This is a genomic window from Pseudomonas sp. P110(2024), from assembly GCF_057480795.1.
Genome location: NZ_JBLIYT010000002.1, coordinates 217,039 through 235,891 on the forward strand (window position 1 = coordinate 217,039; position 18,853 = coordinate 235,891).

Here is an 18,853-nt window from a genome sequence, read left to right on the forward strand (position 1 = left end):
GCCATCAGCAAAAAGGATGCCCTTTCCCTGCCGACCTTGGTCCAGACCACGTGCAGGTGTTTCCGAAGGCGCGGCACGGTATACTGCCGCGCCTTTTTGTGCCGGCCCGACCAGCCGGCGCCTTGCCAGGCGTTCCTGACATACCGGTGTGCACTGTCGGAATGCCTTTTCGAATGTTCCCGTCTTTAAGAGGAGCGCGCTGCATGACCGTGATCAAGCAAGACGACCTGATTCAGAGCGTCGCCGACGCCCTGCAATTCATCTCGTACTACCACCCCGTCGACTTCATCCAGGCGATGCACGAAGCCTACCTGCGTGAAGAGTCGCCTGCTGCGCGTGACTCGATCGCCCAGATCCTGATCAACTCGCGCATGTGCGCCACCGGCCACCGCCCGATCTGCCAGGACACCGGTATCGTCACCGTGTTCATCCGCGTCGGCATGGACGTACGCTGGGACGGCGCCACCCTGAGCGTCGACGACATGATCAACGAAGGTGTGCGCCGCGCCTACAACCTGCCCGAGAACGTCCTGCGCGCCTCGATTCTGGCCGACCCGGCCGGTGCCCGCAAGAACACCAAGGACAACACCCCGGCCGTGATCCACTACTCCATCGTCCCCGGCGACAAGGTCGAGGTCGATGTCGCGGCCAAGGGCGGCGGCTCGGAGAACAAGTCCAAGATGGCCATGCTCAACCCGTCCGACTCGATCGTCGACTGGGTGCTCAAGACCGTCCCCACCATGGGCGCCGGCTGGTGCCCGCCTGGCATGCTCGGCATCGGCATCGGCGGCACCGCCGAGAAAGCCGCGGTCATGGCCAAGGAAGTGTTGATGGAGTCCATCGACATCCATGAGCTGAAGGCCCGTGGCCCGCAGAACCGTCTTGAGGAGATCCGCCTCGAGCTGTTCGACAAGGTCAACCAGCTGGGCATCGGCGCCCAGGGCCTGGGCGGCCTGACCACCGTGCTCGACGTCAAGATCATGGACTACCCGACCCACGCCGCCTCGCTGCCGGTGTGCATGATCCCCAACTGCGCCGCCACCCGTCACGCCCACTTCGTGCTGGATGGTTCCGGCCCTGCCGAGCTGGAAGCGCCGTCGCTGGACGCCTACCCGGAAATCGTCTGGGAAGCCGGTCCGAGCGCCCGTCGCGTCAACCTCGACGACATCACCCCGGAAGAGGTCGCCAGCTGGAAGCCGGGCGAGACCATCCTGCTCAATGGCAAGATGCTCACCGGTCGCGATGCCGCGCACAAGCGCATGGTCGAGATGCTCAACCGTGGCGAAGAGCTGCCGGTCGACCTCAAGGGCCGCTTCATCTACTACGTCGGCCCGGTCGACCCGGTCGGTGACGAAGTGGTGGGCCCGGCCGGTCCGACCACCGCTACCCGCATGGACAAGTTCACCCGCCAGATCCTCGAACAGACCGGCCTGCTGGGCATGATTGGCAAGTCCGAACGCGGCCCAACCGCCATCGAGGCGATCAAGGACAACAAGGCCGTGTACCTGATGGCCGTCGGCGGCGCCGCCTACCTGGTGGCCCAGGCCATCCGCAAGTCGAAGGTCCTGGCCTTCGCCGAGCTGGGCATGGAAGCGATCTACGAGTTCGAAGTGAAGGACATGCCGGTCACCGTCGCGGTGGACAGCAAGGGCGAGTCGGTGCACATCACCGGTCCCGCGCTGTGGCAGAGCAAGATCGCCGAGAGCCTGGCGGTGGAAGTGAAGTAAAGCACCGTTCGCGGTCAACGAAACGCCCGGCTTATGTCGGGCGTTTTCGTTGACGGCGCTCGCTTGGGTGACTCAGGCAAGATCACGCAGGCAGCGCCTTGAGCCAGAACGACATGATCTTGGCCGACTGCGCCTGCTCGTCGAGGTCTCGCCAACGATAGGCGGTACGCAGCGACGGTTCATGCAGAAAGCCGCGGTTGCGCCAGAACCCCTGCAATGGCTTGTAGTCCGCCGGACGCCGCGGGTGTCCAGACGGACGCTCCACCGCACAGAAGGTGCAGCAGTCGAACTCGGCCAGCTTGTGCGCGTAGGACTCGCGTTCGATAAAAAAGCGCACGCCAAGCCCCTGTCCACGGTAAGCCGGCAGCAGCACAGACTCGCCGAAGTAATAGACCGAGGCCGGATCACGGCCCTGGGCGAGGAACGGTTGCTGCAACTCGAGATCGACATCCACCAGCGGCAGGCCGGTGGCGGCGCCCACCAGCTGGTTGCCGTCCAACGCCAGCACCACCAGGCTGCGTCCGGACTCGGCGTAATTGGCCAGGTAATCGGCCTGGTGACTCAGGGAACTGTCCAGGAGATAGGGAAACTCGCGAAACAGCGCCAGGCGCAGGCGCGCGAGGTCATCGATGTAAGGCGCGATGGCGGCGCCATGGAGCAGACGTATTTCCATGCGGGCGGTCGTCCTGTCGATGGCTATGACTGAGGCCCACCCTAGCATCCCCCCAGCCCCGCGGCCTTTCCCCTGCGCGACAGGTATTTCTCCATGACCGCTACCTTTGCTCGATCCCTGTAGGAGCGGCCCTTTCGCGGCACAAGGCCGCTCCTAAAGTTCAGCGTGTCGGTCAGCAGATACGAGTTCCCAACACTTTCAGAAACGCCGCCAGCCACGCCGGATGCGCAGGCCAGGCAGGCGCCGTCACCAGATTCCCGTCGACATGGGCCTGGTCCACCGCGATATCGATGAACCGCCCACCCGCCAGCCGTACCTCGGGCGCACAAGCGGGATAGGCGCTGCACTCGCGCCCTTCTAGCACGCCTGCCGCCGCCAGCAACTGGGCCCCATGGCACACGGCCGCAATGGGCTTGCCGGCCTGGTCGAAGGCCTTGACCAGCTCCAGCACCCTGTCGTTCAGGCGCAGATACTCCGGGGCGCGGCCACCGGGGATCAGCAGCGCATCGTAGCTTTCGGCGCGCACCTGGACGAAGTCGTAGTTCAGGGCGAAATTGTGCCCCGGCTTCTCGCTGTAGGTCTGCTCGCCCTCGAAATCGTGGATCGCCGTGCGCACCGTCTGCCCGGCAATCTTCTCCGGGCACACGGCATGGACGGTGTGGCCAACCATGGCCAGGGCCTGGAATGGCACCATGACCTCGTAGTCCTCGACGTAGTCGCCCACCAGCATGAGAATCTTCTTCGCCGTCATCGCATCCACTCCTTCGCTTGTCTGGGAACAATCCTGCAAGATAGTCCGGTTTGCCCGAGCGCGATATACACGACTAGTTGCGCCGGTCCAACAGGTTGGCCACCACCCGGTCAAGCCAGCCCCACAGGCGTTGCTGGATCCGCCGCCACAATGGCCGCGCGTGCCAGCGCGCCAGGTCAACCTCCAGGCTCTGGGCGAAATCGCGCTCGAAGCTGACGGCCACCGCGGCGGTCAGCGGAGGGTCGAGGGCCTCGACGTTGGCTTCGAGGTTAAAGCGCAGGTTCCAGTGATCGAAGTTGCACGACCCCACGCTGACCCAGTCATCCACCAGCACCATCTTCAGGTGCAGGAAGCACGGCTGGTACTCGAAGATGCGCACCCCTGCGCGCAGCAGCCGCGGGTAATAGCGGTGGCCAGCGTAGCGCACCGCAGGGTGGTCGGTGCGCGGCCCGGTCAGCAGCAGGCGTACATCGATGCCCTTCTGCGCGGCACGGCGCAGTGAGCGGCGCACGCTGAAGGTCGGCAGAAAATAGGGCGTGGCCAGCCAGATACGACGCTGGCCGCTGTTCAAAGCGCGGACCAGCGCATGCAGGATGTCCTTGTGCTGGCGGGCGTCGGCATAGGCCACCCGGCCCAGGCCCTGGCCCTTGGCCGGCACCTGGGGCAGGCGCGGCAGGCCGAAGCCCTCGGGTGGGCGCCACGCCGTGCGGCGCTGGTTAGCGTGCCACTGGCGATCAAACAACAGTTGCCAATCAGTGACGATCGGTCCCTGCATGCGCACCATCACCTCGTGCCATTCGCTGGCCTCCTCGCCCGGCGTCCAGAATTCATCGGTGACCCCGGTACCGCCGACCACCGCCAGCCGCTCATCCACCAGCAGCAGCTTGCGGTGATCGCGATAGAGGTTGCGCAGGCCCCGGCGCCAGCGCAGGCGATTGTACCAGCGCAGGTAGACCCCCGCCGCCAGCAGGCGCTCACGCAGCACCGTGGGGAAGGCCAGCGAGCCGTAGTCATCGAACAGGCAGCGCACCCGCACGCCGCGTCGCGCCGCTTGCTCCAGGGCCTCGACCACCGCCTCGGCGCAGGCGCCGCCCTCGACCAGGTACAGCTCCAGGTCGACCTGGAATTCGGCGCGCACGATCGCCAGCAGCATGCGCGGAAAGAATTCGGGGCCGTCGATCAGCAGTTCGAACTGGTTGCCATCCCGCCAGGGGAAGACCGGCCCCGGCATGTCAGCGGGCGGTGAAGATCAGCACCGCGCTCACCGGCACCGAGGGGTTGATCGACTTGAGCCCGGCCAGCTTGCGCAGGTTTTCCAGGCCCGGCAGCAGGCCGAAGTCCGAGGCGCGCAGGATCAGCGGCTCGAGAGTCACCACCTGGAATCGTCGCTCATCCAGGCGCGTGGCCAGCAGCAGGGTGTTGTAACTACGGGTCTGCCCATGCAGGGTGACACTGACCGGCAGGCGCAGCTCCAGTTGCGCGCCACTGGCCAGATCGTTGATCGGACGCAGGTCGATCTGCGCCTGCACCGTGGCCTCGGGGAACTGCTCAAAGACGAACAGGTTGTCGCGCATGCGCTCATCGCGCAGTGGGATACCGCTGCTGATCGAGTCCATTTCGATGCTCACTTCGGCGGCGCCCTTGCGGTCGACCTTGCCGTGCAGCACCAGGAATCGGTTGACCTCGGCGATATTGCCGTTCTTGCCGGTGACGAAGGACAGGCGCGAGGACTCGCCGTCCAGGTGCCAGTTGGCGTGAGCGGGCAGGCACAGGGCGAGCAGGAGGGCGGGCAGCAGGCGAGACGGCTTGAACATGTGAAATCCTGTAGATCAAGGCCGTCAACCTTACCCGCACGGTTTCACGGCAGCAAGCGGCAGCCCTCACGCGCGCCCTGCCAGGCGGCCTGGTTGCGCCGCCCCATGCCTTCGGCGGTGACCAGACGCCGGGCGCCGTCCTCCTCCAGCAGGCTCAAGGGCAGGTACTGCTGCACATAGCCACGGCAGTAGGTCTCAGCAAAGCCCATGACGAAGCGGCACGAGCAGTACTCTTTCGCCGAATAGGCCGAAAGAATGCCCGGGAAGTCCGCCAGCGCCTGGCGCTCATGCCAGGCCCAGGCCAACCCGGCCAGCAACACCACGAGCACGACCCGCTTCATGCGCCCTCCCCCGCCACGGCGGCCAGTACCCGCTTGAGCAGTTCGTTGTGGCTGAAGCTGGCGTCGCGGTCATCGGCGTAGCGCACGATCACCAGTTTGTGCGAAGGCAGCACATAGAGGGCTTGGCCCCAATGGCCGAGCGCGGCGAAGGTGTCCGCTGGCGCATCCGGCCACGGCGCCGGCTGCCCGGGCAGTGGCTGGTTGAGCCACCAATGGCCGCCGGGGTTGGCTTCGCCCGGCACCGGCTGGGCGGCGTTGAACAGGGTACGGTTGAACGCCACCCAATCGGTCGGCAGCAACCGGCCCTCGCGCCAGCATCCGTCGCGCTGCATCAGCAGGCCGATGCGCGCCAGGTCGCGGGCATTCAGATAAAGATAGGAAGAGCCAACATAGGTGCCCGCCCCATCCCGTTCCCAGACCGCGCTGTCGATCCCCAGCGGGATGAACAGGGACTGCCAGGGGTAGTCGGCATAGCCCGCGGGATCGAGCATGCCGCGCAGGCTGGCGGCGAGCAGGTTGCTGTCGCCGCTGGAATAGGCGAACTGCGTGCCGGGCGCATTGGCAGCGGGCATTGCCGCCGCGTAGGCCGGCATATCAGCACGGCCACGGGTATAGAGCATGGCCACCACCGACGACTTCAGGGGCGCGTATTCGTAGTCCTCCTGCCAGGCCAGGCCGCTGGCCCAGTGCAGCAGGTCGGCCAGGCGCAGCCCAGGATGTCGCTGTAGGGCCGGGTAGTAACGGGCGGCCGGGTCATCAAGCCTGAAACGCCCCTCGCCGTAGGCCACGCCCATGACCGTGGCCAGCACGCTTTTGCTCACCGACCAGGTCAGGTGCGGCGTGTCGGCTTGGGTTGGTTCGGTATAGCGCTCATGCAGAATACGACCATCGCGGATGATCAACAGCGCGTCGGTGCGAATGCCGCCGCGTTCGGCATCACGCGGCGCGAAGGCGTAGGTGTCGACCGCCTGCCAGTCGATGACGGCGTTATCGACCGGCCATTGCGCCGAGGGCCAGTATTCGGCCCAGGCAGGGCCAGCGGTCATGGCCAGGGCAAGCAATAGTGACTTCATCGGGAGCAGCCCAGGTTCAAAGGCTCCCCAGCCTCTCAGGCTTTCATGACAATCCGGCGGCGCTCCAGGCCTTGGCCAGGCGCTTGTCACGGGCCACGCCGGCCAGCGCCAGCAGGCCCTGGTCGCGCTGCCACAATTGCGCCCAGTGCCCGGGCCCGGCGGCCAACGCCTGGTCGATCTCGCCCCGCAAGCCCTGGAACTGGGCAAACAGGCCACCCAGCAGCAAGTGGCAGGCCACGCTGTCCGGGCATTGCCGGCTGCCCTCGGCACAACCGGCCAGCAGCCCGATCAGCCGCAGGCGCAGGTCCTGCGGCCAGGCGCACTCCTGGGCCACGCCATACAGCCAGGCCACCAGCGCGGCGAGCACATAAAGGTCTTCAAGGGAGCGGAACGGTTTGACGTAGGCGTGCCAACCATCGCCGGCCAGCAACTCGCACGCGGCTTCCTTGAGCTGCAGGCGGCCATGGCCGACTTCAGGCATCAACGGCAGGGTCGGCAACGCTTCGAGGCTTACCCCTGGCTCGCCCGGATAGACCACCGCCAGCTGCAAGCGCGGCGCCTCGCCCACGCCCTCGTGGCGCGCCGCCACCAACAGCCATTCAGCATCCAGCCCGGCGGTGACGAAGTCCTTGCTGCCGCTCAGGCGCAAGCCATCGAGACGGGTGTGCATGTCCGCAGGGCGCACGCTGCGCCGCTCGGTGGCGCACAACGCCCCCAGGCTGGCGGGCGCGCTGGGCCAAAGCACGCGCAGCGCCGCCTGGTAACCGAGCAGGAAGGCCAGGCCCGGCGTAGCCATGGCGCGCCCGCCCAGCACCGCCAGCTCGAACGGCGCGACGGCGCCCAGGCGCTCGAGTACCGCCGCGTAGGTTTCGCCCAGGGTCGCCGCCAGCGGGTGGCGCAAGGGGTCATTGAGTCGTTGCAACCAGGCCATCGCAAGCTCCTTGTGGGGTGTCACGCAAGCATCACCAAAGATTCACAGGGGTGACACCGGGCGTACCTAGGCTGACTTTGCACAACAAAGCCGACCGGCCGCAACCCTTTGGCTGGCTTATGGAGACTCGCAATGACTCGGATCGCTCGCTCTGGCGACAACAGCACTGAACGCCGTCTGCAAGCCGAACGCCTGGTCGGCGCCGCGGCCCTGCAGGAAGCACAGGCCCTGCGCTTCAAGGTGTTCAGCGCCGAATTCAAGGCCAAGCTCAAGGGCGCCGAACACGGCCTGGACATGGACGACTACGACATCCACTGCCGCCACATCGGCGTGCGCGACCTGGCCACCGGCCAGCTCGTCGCCACCACCCGCCTGCTCGACCACCAGGCCGCCAGCAGCCTGGGTCGCTTCTACAGCGAAGAAGAATTCAGCCTGCACGGCCTGTTGCAGCTACAAGGCCCGATCCTCGAACTGGGCCGTACCTGCGTCGACCCGGCCTACCGCAACGGCGGCACCATCGCCGTGCTCTGGAGCGAATTGGCCGAAGTGCTCAACGAAGGCCGCTACAGCTACCTGATGGGTTGCGCCAGCATCCCCATGCAGGACGGTGGCGTGCAGGCCCACGCGATCATGCAGCGCCTGCGCGAACGCTACCTGTGCACCGAGCACCTGCGCGCCGAACCGAAGAACCCACTGCCCAGTCTGCCGCTGCCGAACAACGTCATCGCCGAAATGCCACCGCTGCTCAAGGCCTACATGCGCCTGGGCGCGAAGATCTGCGGCGAGCCTTGCTGGGACGAGGACTTCCAGGTCGCCGACGTGTTCATCCTGCTCAAGCGCGACGACCTCTGCCCGCGCTACGCCCGTCACTTCAAGGCGGCGGTCTGATGCCGCGTCTGCGGGCCACTGCCCGCCTGCTGCGGCTGTTTCTGGTACTGGCACTGGGGCTGGCAATGGCCAGCATCATTGCCCTGGGCGAACGCCTGGGCCTGAAAGCCTCGATCGAACGTCGCCAGCGCTGGACACGCCTGTTCATGGGCCGCCTGGTCGCCGCCCTGCCCTTCGACGTCAAGGTCAAGGGTGAACTGCCGCAACGGCCGATGCTGTGGATCTGCAACCATGTGTCGTGGACCGACATCCCGCTGCTCGGCATGCTCACGCCGCTGTCGTTCCTGTCCAAGGCCGAGGTGCGGCACTGGCCGGTGGCCGGCTGGCTGGCCGAGAAGGCCGGGACCCTGTTCATCCGCCGTGGCGGTGGCGATGCCCAGCGCCTGCGCCAACAGATCAGCGAACAGCTGGGCGAGCAACGTCCCCTGCTGATCTTTCCGGAAGGCACCACCACTGACGGTCGCACCCTGCGCACCTTCCATGGACGTCTGCTGGCCGGGGCCATCGACCGTGGCACGCCGCTACAGCCGGTGGCGATCCAGTATCTTCGCGCGGGCCAACCCGATCCGATTGCGCCGTTCATAGGCGATGACGACCTGGTATCCCATCTGCTGCGGCTGTTCGGGCAAGACCGGGGCGAGGTGGTGATTCACCTGCTAGCGCCGATCGGCAGTGAAGGCCAGGAGCGCGCGGCGCTGGCATTCCAGGCACAGCAGGCAGTGCATCTTGCGTTGTTCGGCATCGAGTATGTCGAGCCGCGACGCCAGGCCAAGGCAGCCTGAATAGCTGACGTCAGTTGGAGGGGCGTCTTCGCGCTGCCGCAAACGCCTGCAGTTGCGGATAGAACTCGCGAAAATCCGCCAGCAGCGGCTCGTACAGCCGCTCCAGCTCTCCCATCATCCCGTCCATCCCCTCGGGCCGCGACAAGCGCCGGGCAATACCGCCAAACACCTGCTCCAGGGTGGCGAAGTCGCCATACGCCCCCAGCCAGTCATCCGCTGCCATGAACGGCGCGATCCGCGCCAGCCGGCCCGGCAGCTGCGGCTCAGCCAGCAGCACTTTGTAGAAGTCGCCGGTGAACTGCGCCAGCGGCTGCTCCGCGTAGTCCCCCCAGCTCCTGGCCAGGCAATGATCGAAAAACACATCCAGCACGATCCCGGCGAAGCGTCGCCGCTCACGCCGGAAACGCGCCAGCGCCGCCAGCACCAGCGGATGGCTGTCGGTGTAGCTGTCGATATGCCGGTGCAGCCGGATCGAAGCCTCCAGCGCTGGCGGAAAACGCCCCTCCAGCGCGCCCTTGACGAAATCGCCATACAGGCTGCCGAGCAGTTGTTGCGGCGCCGGGCCGCCGAGATGGAGGTGCGCGAGGTAGTTCATGGCGCCAGTCTAGCACCGTCCCACATCCATATCGTCATGAACCGATATAGCCAATGACGCTTGCCTCAGAACCCTTTCATAATTGTATATCGCGATGCAACGATTTATATTTCGCCCCATCGCGATATACCGCTACACACCACGAGCCAACCATGCCCCTCGATCTCGACGAAATCATAAAAGCACTGGCCCACCCGGTCCGGCGAGACATCCTCAACTGGCTGAAAGACCCGGCCGCGCAGTTCCCCGACCAGCACCACAGCACCGAGCACGGTGTGTGTGCCGGGCAAATCGACCAACGCTGCGGTCTGTCGCAGTCGACCGTCTCCGCCCACCTGGCCACCCTGCAACGCGCCGGCCTGATCAGCAGCCAGAAGATCGGCCAGTGGCATTTCTTCAAACGCAACGAGGCGACCATCAAGGCGTTCCTCGAGCAAATGAGCCAAGCGCTCTGATCCAAGCGAGGCTTTGCACATGACTACGCTGTTCGACCCGATCACCCTGGGCGACCTGGAACTGCCCAACCGCATCATCATGGCCCCGCTGACCCGCTGCCGCGCCGACGAAGGCCGCGTGCCCAATGCGCTGATGGCCGAGTACTACGTGCAGCGCGCCAGCGCCGGCCTGATCCTCAGCGAAGCGACCTCGGTCACGCCGATGGGCGTTGGCTACCCGGATACACCGGGGATCTGGAACGACCAGCAGGTACGCGGCTGGCACAACGTGACCAAGGCCATCCACGCCGCCGGCGGGCGCATCTTCCTGCAGCTGTGGCATGTCGGGCGCATCTCCCACCCGTCGTACCTGAACGGCGAGCTGCCGGTGGCCCCCAGCGCGATCCAGCCCAAGGGCCATGTCAGTCTGGTGCGCCCACAGAGCGACTACCCGACGCCACGAGCCCTGGAAACCGAGGAGATAGCCGATATCGTCGAGGCCTACCGCAGCGGCGCCGAAAACGCCAAGGCCGCCGGTTTCGACGGCGTGGAGATCCACGGCGCCAACGGCTACCTGCTCGACCAGTTCCTGCAGAGCAGCACCAACCAGCGCACGGACCGCTATGGCGGTTCGCTGGAAAACCGCGCGCGGTTGCTGCTGGAAGTCGCCGACGCCGCCATCGAGGTGTGGGGTCCGGGCCGCGTCGGCGTGCACTTGGCACCACGGGCGGATGCCCACGACATGGGCGACGCCGACCGTGCCGAGACCTTCACCTACGTGGCACGAGAGCTGGGCAAGCGTGGCATCGCCTTCATTTGCTCGCGAGAGAAGGAAGCCGACGACAGCATCGGCCCGCAGATCAAGGCGGCGTTTGGCGGCCCCTACATTGTCAACGAACGCTTCGACAAGGCCAGCGCCAACGCGGCCCTGGCCAACGGCAAGGCCGATGCGGTGGCCTTCGGCATCCCGTTCATCGCCAACCCCGACCTGCCCGCGCGCCTGGCCGCCGATGCGCCGCTCAATGCGCCGCGTCCTGAGACCTTCTACGCCGGGGGGCCGGTGGGGTATATCGATTATCCGCGGATGTAGTCTGTTGCAGGACCTGCAGGAGCGGGTTTGCCAAGCGGTCAGAAGTTGTAGCGCAAGCCCAGGTTGACCCCATACGGCTGTTCGATGTGCTTGCCGTTGCTGTACTGGAACTCGCCGTGCAGCTGCAGCACCTCGGACACCTGTGCGGCCAACCCCACGGCAAACTCGCCCCGCGTGCCGGACAGGTCGTTGGTGAAGTGGTTGTCGTTGACCTTCACCTTGTTGCTCTTGATGAACTCGTGAGCCGCCGCGACTTTCAGGTACGGCTGCAGGACACTGCCGTTGTCCAGCGCCAGGCTGCGCCCGACCTGGGCACCAACCTTGCCAAGCACCGAGTTGGCACCATCGCTTTGGGCGCGCATGCCGTTGTCCAACGTGTAGCTGTCATCATCGACCCACAACGTGGACAACTGGGTGAACGGCTCGACATACCAACCATCGTCCAGCTTGAAGCGCCGCCCGACCTCCACCGAGGCCCCGAGGCCGTCATTGTGATATTCACCCTTGGTCTTGCGACCATCGCTCATTACCACGTCGTTGCTGTTACGAAAGCGGTTGTACTTGAGCATCGCGTCGACGTAGTAACCGCTGTCGGCCATCCAGGTGCTGTAGGCACCGACGTAGTAGCTCTTGACCTTGCCGGATGAACCGAGGCTGAAGTCCAGGTCGGACTCGCTGTAACCGCCCATGACCCCGAGCAACCAGCGCCCGTCGTGGCCCGGCACCGCGCCGTCGGCGCCGAAGCTCACGCCGTTCTGATCCTGCTGGTAGGCCACGGCGTTGCCGGCCGAGAGGTTGTAGCGGTTGCCGTAGCTGCGCATCCAGATGCCCTGGCCATGCCCCAGGCGCAATTCACCCATGCGGCTGCGCAACGAGGACAGTTCGCCATACCAGACGGTGGGCGCGGCGCTGAACAGCCCCAGCACCGCACGGGCGCCCGGCGTCACGATCGGGCTGCCGCTGTCGTCGAACTTCTGCACCAGGTACCAGTTGTCCTCACCCTCGCCTTTTTCAAGGGTGTAGGTGTAGGTACCGAAATCGATATCGTGCAGCAGGCCGAAGGTCGCGTCGCCGCCACCGGTTTCGACGATACGGTGCGGCGCCTGCCCTTCGACCGGATCGGCACCGGTACTGGCGATGCTCAACTGGTGGCTGCCCTCGGCGGCCCCGGTAACCTTCAGCAGATCGCCGGTACCACTGGCCAGGTCGATGTCCATCACGAAGATGCCCGAGCCCTTGAGGTTGTCCACCGTCAGGGTCTTGAAGCCCGCCGTTGTGTCCCGGTCGGTGAAATCGACCGTGCCATTGTCGAGTGTCAGTTCGCCAATCTCGCCATCCTTGGTCAGGATCCAGCGGCCACCGCTGTTCAGCTCCAGGCTCTGCACATTGACCAGGTTTCCCCGCAGCGAGGCATTGTTCTGCAGCAGCAGGTTCGCGGTACTGCCGGCTGCCACCACCACATCGCCGCTCAGCTGGCTGTTGTCCGCGGTGAAGTCGGCGGTCATGCCACCGATGACCTCGAGGATCGTGCCATTGCCCCCGATAAGCTGGCTGCCATTGGCCACCAGAATGTGTGCGGTGCCGGTGGAGCTACCGGAACCGGCCCTGACGATGATGGCACTTTGGGTGTCGCCCCTGACCGTCGATCCATCCAGGATCACCCGGGAGCCGCCACCACCGTTGGCTGCCGACTCCTGACGCACATCCAGACCATTGGTCTTGCCACTGACGAGACTGCCACCCGTGGCTTGCAGACTGGAACCGACGACAAAGGCGCCGACACGCTCCAGCCCGGTGAGCGTGCTGCCTTCCAGAACAAGGCTGCTGCCTCGCACAAGGGAGGCACCAATGCCACCTGCAATCGTGCTGCCCTGGGCCCGGATGCTGGAGGCCAGGGCAGCAGAAACGCCAAACGAGGATGCCGTCGGGCCACCCGTCACGGTTGCGCCATTGAGTAGCGCCTGGGTGCCATCGAGCAATTTGATGCCGGCTTGCACGCCGGCGGCGGCTACCTGTCCACCATTGACAGTGACAGTCGACCCACTAGAGACCGTTATACCCTCTGTGCTGCCAGTGGCGGTGATCTCCAGGGTCGACCCATTTCTCAGCTCATAGGTATCCGCGACCGGGCCAGTGACCGTTTCACTCTGGTTGTCGAGCACTTTGGCCTCGGCCAAGTCCGCGCCTGACATGGCAGTTATCAGACCCACCGCGACACTCAAGGGTATGCTGGAACTTCTCATAGCGATCTCCCACTAAAACATCGTCAACCGAACGGCCAGTCGTCGTAGCACCTCGGCACTGTTGAAACGGCGAACAGTCTCGACAGAAATCCAAAAATCTTCTGTAGGATTTTTCCGCCAGGGCACGAGAAAACACTGACACCTGCCTCGCCATGGCGCATGGAATCTGGGATTGACACGGGGCGAACCGTTAACGCGGCGTGAAGACATGAAGAGGCGAAAACTGCCGTTTTTCCCCCACCTTCGGAACAACGGAATAGTTGGCGTACACCGTCTTCCTTACATCTGCGGCAACCCAGTTCGGGTCGATTGGCACAAGCCAATAGCTGGCGTCCTGATACACCGCCTCCGTTGCATGCCTGGACGGTTCCCCTTCAACCTGCCAGTGAATGTCGATCTGATCGCCGCTCTTGACCTCTTGATAGCGCACGATGAACTTCGGCTCCTGGCCGGCAAAGGACATGTATCTGGGAGCCTGCATCTCCAGCAGCTGTTCCTGAATGTTCAGCTCCAGCACAACCGAGGTTTCCTCCTTTTCATCACGCAGGATCTTGTAGCTGATCGGCACCGTATGCCCAATCCCGTTCATCACCACGCCAGCGGGTACCTCAAACACCAGATCGGCCGGCCCGACGACGTCTCTCCAGGGGGACTGGTAGTCACGGTCCGGCACTTCCAGCACTATCGCGACCTGGTCTCCGGCCATCCCGGCATATTGGCGCACGGTGACCTTCACATGGCTGGCCCCGACGAAGTCGCGGTTGAAGTCCAACTGGTCCTTGTTATCACCGAATGCCTTTTCCACTTCTGGGCGCGGGAATGCGACACGCCCTACCCGCAGATCGCAATTCGCGGAACCGGAGAGGGCCCCGCCCCCTGCAGCCAGCGTGTAGGACAAGGTGACCCGTCCCCCAACCAGAACCTCGACCTCGTCCTTCCCGACCCTTTGCTCAAGTTCACCCTCCTTTTGAACATCGAGCGGCCAGGAAAGATCATGAGGATCGCCAGTAGCGGACACACCATTCCACTCCAGCAGGATCTGATCGCCCTTGGCCATATGGGGGTAAGCCTTGATCCGTATCGTCGCGCCCTGCGGCGGAACATTCTCGGGATCGAGCCCACCGTCCGCTGCCTCATCCACCTCAGGAGCGTCAAGTTCGAGGGAGCCGATGATGGAGATCACCCCTGGATCGGAACCGAGTCCACTTTCATCAATGCGGTAGACAAGGCGTGCATCCCCCTGCAACACCGCGGCCGCATGGGCGTTCTCCAGAGGGATTTCAACGCCACCCGCCTTCAACTGGGCATGCTTGATCACAGGCGCCAGGAGGCTGCCATTGGCAGTCCTGCCCACCCAGACCAGCGTTACCGCCTGCCCAACTACCCAACGGTCGTCGGGGTCCAGAACGATGCGGACGTCGGCATCTCCCAGCAGGTTGAAATCAAGGTTGCCCGAGTCGTCGGCATCCAGCACGCGCGGTGCAGACAGGGGTTGTACGACCTGGAGTACCAGGCTGTCATGAACCAGGGAGAGGGCGGACTCGTTACCTGCCCGGTCCTGTATCTGATAGGTGAAAGCGATTGGAATCCCGCCAACCAATGTCTGCAACTTGGCCTGGGGCAATGCGATGGGCGTAGGCTCGCTCTCGCTGTCCACGATGAACGGCCCCGCGCTGACTCGTTCAATGCCATCGGTCATACTGACCGTGATCGTGTCACCCAGCGCCTGATGCAAGAAACCGCTGATCGTGACCCAGAGCACGCCCTCCTCGAAATCGGACTCAAGGATTACACCCCTGTCCTCCAATGCCTTGGGGAACACCATTTTTCCCAGTGCCCCCTCATCACCTCCGGGGGCCAGCCTGTCAATACGAACAAACCGGCTAGGACCATGCTCCCAGACCGTGCTCAGAGAGGGGCGAACAGCGTAGCCTAAGCTGAACCGCCGTTCTTTCCCCTCCCCTACTGAACGCCAAAAGGACGCGGGCAGCGTGAGTTCGAACTTATGATCGCGATCCTCCGCCTCAGACTGCTCTACATAGTGATAAGCGCCCTCTTCGGCCTCGAGAATCTCGTCGTCCCAGGTCAACGCGATTTGGTAATCAACCGCAATCTCGGGCCACCACGGGACGATCACCTGCAGATCGTCACTTAACCTGTCACCCGGTAACAATTCAGGGAGCTCATCGTAACCGTCATCCAATAGCGCACAGACTTCGAGTGCTTTGAATTCAAGCGTCCCCTTTACCCCTTCATTAAAGGTACTCATGCGTCATCCCCTGAAAGTCAAGGTGCCCACAGGCAACCATGGAAGATGAAGAAACAGTGCCCTGGCCAATCGCCAGGGCACTTTCACTTCAAGGCAGCGGGCACGTCGGCTGACTGGGTTCCCTTACCGAGACCGGCACACGTTTGTGACCGGCTTTCACCGGCCCATGGACATTCGTCGCCGTGTACTCGACGGTGGCCGAGCCGGTGCAGATTACGAACGCCCATCGACGCTCGATCTGGTAGGTGAGTTCGCCCTGGTCTTTGTGATGCTGTTCGATTCTGATGAGCGGGAGGTTTACTTCAGCATCCGGGATAGGGTTCCCGGGAGTAGGCTTCTGACTGTCGTCTGCACTGAGATGGATCACAATGGTGTCGCCCACCGCCACGTTGCCATAAAGCTCGATTTTCACCGGTAAATCTCGTTGCGCCTTCTCGATATCGATTGCGCCAAACCGATTGAGGTCAGTGAATTCAAGCTCCTTGAGCGCAGTGCCCCCTCCCGGCAGATCTTCCCCGCGCAGTAGGTCCACAGGCTTGGATGGAGAATGCGCTGTGTTTTCCTCGCCACTCGCACCGAATACCCGGGTCACGGTATAGGCCATCTGCACTGTGCCACTGGGCTCGCTGGCCAGCACGGTCGGGGGAACTGGACGATTGATGTCGACCTTGGCAGCTGCCTCGGCAGCGCTCACGGGAGCAAGCGCGTGGGAGGGCTGTGTGCCCCAGACCAAGTGGAGTTTATCGTCCTCCTCCAACAGATCAGTGCCGTCCACGGCGAGCCAGGGGATGGTCACTTGCGCACCTGCGGCGACATCCTCGGGCGTCAGCTCATCCACTTGCCCGGAGGCATCGCCGACAATGGTGGCCAATTCCAGATTACCATGCCCTGGCAACTCCGGATCGGGATCGGGCCCACCCGGCAGCCGCAGGTCGACATTGACGCTCGCCGGGGGCGTCGCGTCGCCGATCTTGAAGCCGCCGCGCCACAATTCATAACTCACGGCCACTGCCCCTGTCTTCGGCCCTGCGCTGGTAAGCGGATACAGCAGGACCAGTTTCATCAATGGCTCTGGCGGCGGCGGCACCACGGTGACTTCATGTTCGTCCGAACGTTGGGCTCCCCAAAGCACGACGACCTTATCGCCGATACGAGCCCCGGTGACCCCGGGAACCACCAGGTTGATGCCTGCACGGGCATCTTTGTCGAGAATCAGCGGGTCGCCCGACTGGTCAAATCCTGGCACTTCAGGCGTAGGGAGAACGACGGGGATATCCTGCAACAGCAACTGCAGGGTGTCATGAGGCACGGAAACGATCGAGAGATTCCCTGCCCGATCCTGCGACGTGTAGGTGAATGTGATCGGGGTATTGTCCTTGAGCTTCTGCACCTCGGCCAGCGGCAGTGCCACTGGCGTGGCGTCAATGCTGCTGGTGACGGTGAAGGGGCCGACCGTCACTGGAGTAGTGCCGTCGGTCATGGTCACCATGATCTGGTCACCCAGCTTCTGCTCCAGATAACCCCTGACATGGACCGTAAGCATGCCAGCGACAAAGTCCGTGATCAGGATGTGCTTCCTGGCCTCGATCTCCGAAGCAAACGATAGCCTCGCGAGTGTGCCGGGGTTGCCACCCGGCGCCAGTTTATCGATGCGGATGACTCGGTTGGGCCCTCTTTCGAATTCACCTGAAAACTCTGGTCGAACCGAGTAACCCACCTGGAAGGTACGATCCTGCCCATCCGCAATGTAATCCCAATACGAACTCGGCAGTTCCAGAGAGAACTCGTAATCAGGATCCGCCGCTTCCGCGGCCGTGATCGAATGCCAGGCCATGCCCACGCCTTCGAGTTCTTCGTCACCGTTTACATACAACGCGATGACCATACCTTCCTCGACTTCATCCCAGTTCGGCACCCTCACCCTCAACGGTTGGTCATGGCCCGCCACCGGCAAGAGTTCAGCAGGATCGTCGACGCCATCCTCAACCAGCCCCTCGACAATCAGTTCCTTGAAGTCCAACACTCCACCCTGTGGGAACAACACTCTGGAGCGTTTACCCGCGGGCCGCAGCAACCGACCGCTGAGTTGTTTGGGTACAGGCTTGTTCATGGCCATTTTCCTAATCGGTTCTACAGGTACGCGGCCCCAGCAGCCTCACGGATTCGGGGCAACGAGTTAGTCACGACACAAGGCACTAGCCAACCAGTGATGGGAACAGGAGCAAGGGAGGAAACGGCTGCCGTCGTCGTGCTAGTAGATGTAACAAACTCCCGCCCGTCCGACACCTGACAAAAATGCCAGGTTCAGACGGGTTCGGGGTCTGCCGAAAGGAACGCTGCAGGCGCGGGAAACAAACAAATTCAGAGGCAATGGCACCCGATCGAAGTCTCAGGTAACCACATTCATGCTCGGTTCAAGGGCGGGCATTGATCTGCTGTTGCAAGTTCTGGATTTGGCTCTGCAGGGTATTGATATTGCGGGTCGTCTGCCCACGGAAGGCATCGAACTCCTGCACCGAAGTGCCACCGCCCGCGGTGGCCGGGCGGTTGTCTAACTGGCTCTTGAGCACCAGCACATCCTGCTCAAGGCTCTCGATGGCCGCGCTCGGATTGCCCTGCTTCTTCAGCGCCGCCACCTCATTGCTCAGGCTCTTGAGCTGACCATCCAGCTTGCCGCCATCCACCTGGCCCGACTTGAGCGCCGCCAGCTCGCCATTGACTGCCTTGAGCTGCGCCTGCAGTTGCCCTTGCAATTCGGTCACCGCCTTCTGCTGCTCGCGGGTATCGGCCAGCACCTGCTCCAAGCGCTTGCCCAGGTCACCCGCCTGTCCGGCGACGCCCTGCTGCTGCTTGCCCTGCTCGGCCAGCGAGGCCTGCAACTGACGGATCTGCAGCTTCAGCGCCTCGCTGCCGGAACTGCTGCTGGACTCGCTGGCATCGACCTTGCCGCTGATCGCCTGCAAACGCCCGGCCGCCTCCTCACTGATGCGGGCAAAGCTTTCCTGGGTCGCGACCAGTTGCTGCTCCATCAATGTGATCTGCTGGAAGCTCCACCAGCCAAGTCCGCCCAAGGCGATGAACGAGGCACCCAGCAAGGCCCACAGCGGGCCGTTGCTGTGCGGGCGCGCCGCCTTCTGGCGGCTGCGGGTGACGTGGGCAGGCAGCAATTCATCGTCATCAGGGGTGCCGGCACGCAGGGTGGGCACATCGTCAAAGTCGTCGTGGGCGTCGTTACGCATGGG

Annotated in this window: 17 protein-coding genes; 5 read left to right on the plus strand and 12 right to left on the minus strand. The window is 63.8% G+C overall.

Annotated elements, in window-relative coordinates; genetic code table 11:
- Window positions 1-203 precede the first annotated feature (203 nt).
- Complete coding sequence (locus AC25ND_RS03945; protein ID WP_011532463.1) at window positions 204-1,727, plus strand: fumarate hydratase; 1,524 nt, start codon at window positions 204-206, stop codon at window positions 1,725-1,727.
- Window positions 1,728-1,809: 82 nt separating this feature from the next.
- On the opposite strand, the gene AC25ND_RS03950 is transcribed toward AC25ND_RS03945, so the two are convergent.
- The 7 genes from AC25ND_RS03950 to AC25ND_RS03980 all read right to left on the minus strand — a co-directional run bounded on the left by AC25ND_RS03950 (window position 1,810) and on the right by AC25ND_RS03980 (window position 7,310).
- The gene (locus AC25ND_RS03950; protein ID WP_186594297.1) at window positions 1,810-2,400 is read right to left on the minus strand and encodes a GNAT family N-acetyltransferase; all 591 of its coding nucleotides are present in this window, start codon (window positions 2,398-2,400) and stop codon (window positions 1,810-1,812) included.
- 172 nt (window positions 2,401-2,572) lie between these two features.
- Window positions 2,573-3,151: a DJ-1/PfpI family protein gene (locus AC25ND_RS03955; protein WP_062364095.1), complete on the minus strand. Its 579-nt coding sequence runs from the start codon at window positions 3,149-3,151 to the stop codon at window positions 2,573-2,575.
- A 73-nt stretch (window positions 3,152-3,224) separates the two neighbouring features.
- Complete coding sequence (locus AC25ND_RS03960; RefSeq protein WP_028689707.1) at window positions 3,225-4,382, minus strand: phospholipase D-like domain-containing protein; 1,158 nt, start codon at window positions 4,380-4,382, stop codon at window positions 3,225-3,227.
- 1 nt (window position 4,383) lies between these two features.
- A complete protein-coding gene (locus AC25ND_RS03965) occupies window positions 4,384-4,965 on the minus strand; it encodes a YceI family protein (protein WP_028689708.1) in 582 nt (193 codons plus the stop codon).
- A gap of 44 nt (window positions 4,966-5,009) precedes the next feature.
- Window positions 5,010-5,306: an amidase gene (locus AC25ND_RS03970; protein ID WP_028689709.1), complete on the minus strand. Its 297-nt coding sequence runs from the start codon at window positions 5,304-5,306 to the stop codon at window positions 5,010-5,012.
- Window positions 5,303-6,379, minus strand: a complete 1,077-nt coding sequence (locus tag AC25ND_RS03975; RefSeq protein ID WP_028689710.1) for a serine hydrolase domain-containing protein — start codon at window positions 6,377-6,379, stop codon at window positions 5,303-5,305. The genes AC25ND_RS03970 and AC25ND_RS03975 overlap by 4 nt, the downstream gene beginning before the upstream one ends.
- 43 nt (window positions 6,380-6,422) lie before the next feature.
- Entirely contained in the window at window positions 6,423-7,310 is an 888-nt protein-coding gene (locus tag AC25ND_RS03980; protein WP_186594295.1) for an acyl-CoA dehydrogenase middle domain-containing protein, read from the minus strand.
- Window positions 7,311-7,442: 132 nt separating this feature from the next.
- On the opposite strand from AC25ND_RS03980, the gene olsB reads away from it, so the two are divergent.
- Together olsB and AC25ND_RS03990 are read left to right on the plus strand one after the other, a co-directional pair.
- Window positions 7,443-8,198 carry an L-ornithine N(alpha)-acyltransferase gene (gene olsB, locus AC25ND_RS03985; RefSeq protein WP_028689712.1) on the plus strand — a complete coding sequence of 252 codons (756 nt, stop codon included), beginning with the start codon at window positions 7,443-7,445 and terminating at the stop codon, window positions 8,196-8,198.
- A complete protein-coding gene (locus AC25ND_RS03990) occupies window positions 8,198-8,980 on the plus strand; it encodes a lysophospholipid acyltransferase family protein (protein WP_062364089.1) in 783 nt (260 codons plus the stop codon). Before olsB ends, AC25ND_RS03990 begins: the two co-directional genes overlap by 1 nt.
- 10 nt (window positions 8,981-8,990) lie before the next feature.
- Here the strand turns inward: AC25ND_RS03990 and AC25ND_RS03995 are convergent, their stop codons facing one another.
- A complete protein-coding gene (locus AC25ND_RS03995; protein WP_028689714.1) occupies window positions 8,991-9,575 on the minus strand; it encodes an acyl carrier protein phosphodiesterase in 585 nt (194 codons plus the stop codon).
- Window positions 9,576-9,727: 152 nt separating this feature from the next.
- Here AC25ND_RS03995 and AC25ND_RS04000 point away from each other — a divergent pair, with 152 nt between their 5' ends.
- Both AC25ND_RS04000 and AC25ND_RS04005 read left to right on the plus strand, forming a co-directional pair.
- The gene (locus tag AC25ND_RS04000) at window positions 9,728-10,030 is read left to right on the plus strand and encodes an ArsR/SmtB family transcription factor (RefSeq protein ID WP_028689715.1); all 303 of its coding nucleotides are present in this window, start codon (window positions 9,728-9,730) and stop codon (window positions 10,028-10,030) included.
- Between the two features lie 19 nt (window positions 10,031-10,049).
- Entirely contained in the window at window positions 10,050-11,099 is a 1,050-nt protein-coding gene (locus AC25ND_RS04005; protein ID WP_062364086.1) for an alkene reductase, read from the plus strand.
- Window positions 11,100-11,137: 38 nt separating this feature from the next.
- On the opposite strand, the gene AC25ND_RS04010 is transcribed toward AC25ND_RS04005, so the two are convergent.
- The 4 genes from AC25ND_RS04010 to AC25ND_RS04025 all read right to left on the minus strand — a co-directional run bounded on the left by AC25ND_RS04010 (window position 11,138) and on the right by AC25ND_RS04025 (window position 18,850).
- Entirely contained in the window at window positions 11,138-13,276 is a 2,139-nt protein-coding gene (locus AC25ND_RS04010) for an autotransporter outer membrane beta-barrel domain-containing protein (protein WP_186594293.1), read from the minus strand.
- Window positions 13,277-13,532: 256 nt separating this feature from the next.
- The gene (locus AC25ND_RS04015) at window positions 13,533-15,611 is read right to left on the minus strand and encodes a hypothetical protein (protein ID WP_186594291.1); all 2,079 of its coding nucleotides are present in this window, start codon (window positions 15,609-15,611) and stop codon (window positions 13,533-13,535) included.
- Window positions 15,612-15,699: 88 nt separating this feature from the next.
- Window positions 15,700-17,721, minus strand: coding sequence for a hypothetical protein (locus AC25ND_RS04020; RefSeq protein WP_186594289.1), 2,022 nt, complete (start codon window positions 17,719-17,721; stop codon window positions 15,700-15,702).
- A gap of 304 nt (window positions 17,722-18,025) precedes the next feature.
- The gene (locus tag AC25ND_RS04025; RefSeq protein ID WP_062364078.1) at window positions 18,026-18,850 is read right to left on the minus strand and encodes a hypothetical protein; all 825 of its coding nucleotides are present in this window, start codon (window positions 18,848-18,850) and stop codon (window positions 18,026-18,028) included.
- Between the last annotated feature and the right edge of the window lie 3 nt (window positions 18,851-18,853).

Excerpts from the sequence above, each read along its gene's own strand:
- AC25ND_RS03945 (WP_011532463.1), top strand. The coding sequence starts at position 204 with ATGACCGTGATCAAGCAAGACGACCTGATTCAGAGCGTCGCCGACGCC.
- AC25ND_RS03950 (WP_186594297.1), bottom strand. The coding sequence starts at position 2,400 with ATGGAAATACGTCTGCTCCATGGCGCCGCCATCGCGCCTTACATCGAT.
- AC25ND_RS03955 (WP_062364095.1), bottom strand. The coding sequence starts at position 3,151 with ATGACGGCGAAGAAGATTCTCATGCTGGTGGGCGACTACGTCGAGGAC.
- AC25ND_RS03960 (WP_028689707.1), bottom strand. The coding sequence starts at position 4,382 with ATGCCGGGGCCGGTCTTCCCCTGGCGGGATGGCAACCAGTTCGAACTG.
- AC25ND_RS03965 (WP_028689708.1), bottom strand. The coding sequence starts at position 4,965 with ATGTTCAAGCCGTCTCGCCTGCTGCCCGCCCTCCTGCTCGCCCTGTGC.
- AC25ND_RS03970 (WP_028689709.1), bottom strand. The coding sequence starts at position 5,306 with ATGAAGCGGGTCGTGCTCGTGGTGTTGCTGGCCGGGTTGGCCTGGGCC.
- AC25ND_RS03975 (WP_028689710.1), bottom strand. The coding sequence starts at position 6,379 with ATGAAGTCACTATTGCTTGCCCTGGCCATGACCGCTGGCCCTGCCTGG.
- AC25ND_RS03980 (WP_186594295.1), bottom strand. The coding sequence starts at position 7,310 with ATGGCCTGGTTGCAACGACTCAATGACCCCTTGCGCCACCCGCTGGCG.
- olsB (WP_028689712.1), top strand. The coding sequence starts at position 7,443 with ATGACTCGGATCGCTCGCTCTGGCGACAACAGCACTGAACGCCGTCTG.
- AC25ND_RS03990 (WP_062364089.1), top strand. The coding sequence starts at position 8,198 with ATGCCGCGTCTGCGGGCCACTGCCCGCCTGCTGCGGCTGTTTCTGGTA.
- AC25ND_RS03995 (WP_028689714.1), bottom strand. The coding sequence starts at position 9,575 with ATGAACTACCTCGCGCACCTCCATCTCGGCGGCCCGGCGCCGCAACAA.
- AC25ND_RS04000 (WP_028689715.1), top strand. The coding sequence starts at position 9,728 with ATGCCCCTCGATCTCGACGAAATCATAAAAGCACTGGCCCACCCGGTC.
- AC25ND_RS04005 (WP_062364086.1), top strand. The coding sequence starts at position 10,050 with ATGACTACGCTGTTCGACCCGATCACCCTGGGCGACCTGGAACTGCCC.
- AC25ND_RS04015 (WP_186594291.1), bottom strand. The coding sequence starts at position 15,611 with ATGAGTACCTTTAATGAAGGGGTAAAGGGGACGCTTGAATTCAAAGCA.
- AC25ND_RS04020 (WP_186594289.1), bottom strand. The coding sequence starts at position 17,721 with ATGAACAAGCCTGTACCCAAACAACTCAGCGGTCGGTTGCTGCGGCCC.
- AC25ND_RS04025 (WP_062364078.1), bottom strand. The coding sequence starts at position 18,850 with ATGCGTAACGACGCCCACGACGACTTTGACGATGTGCCCACCCTGCGT.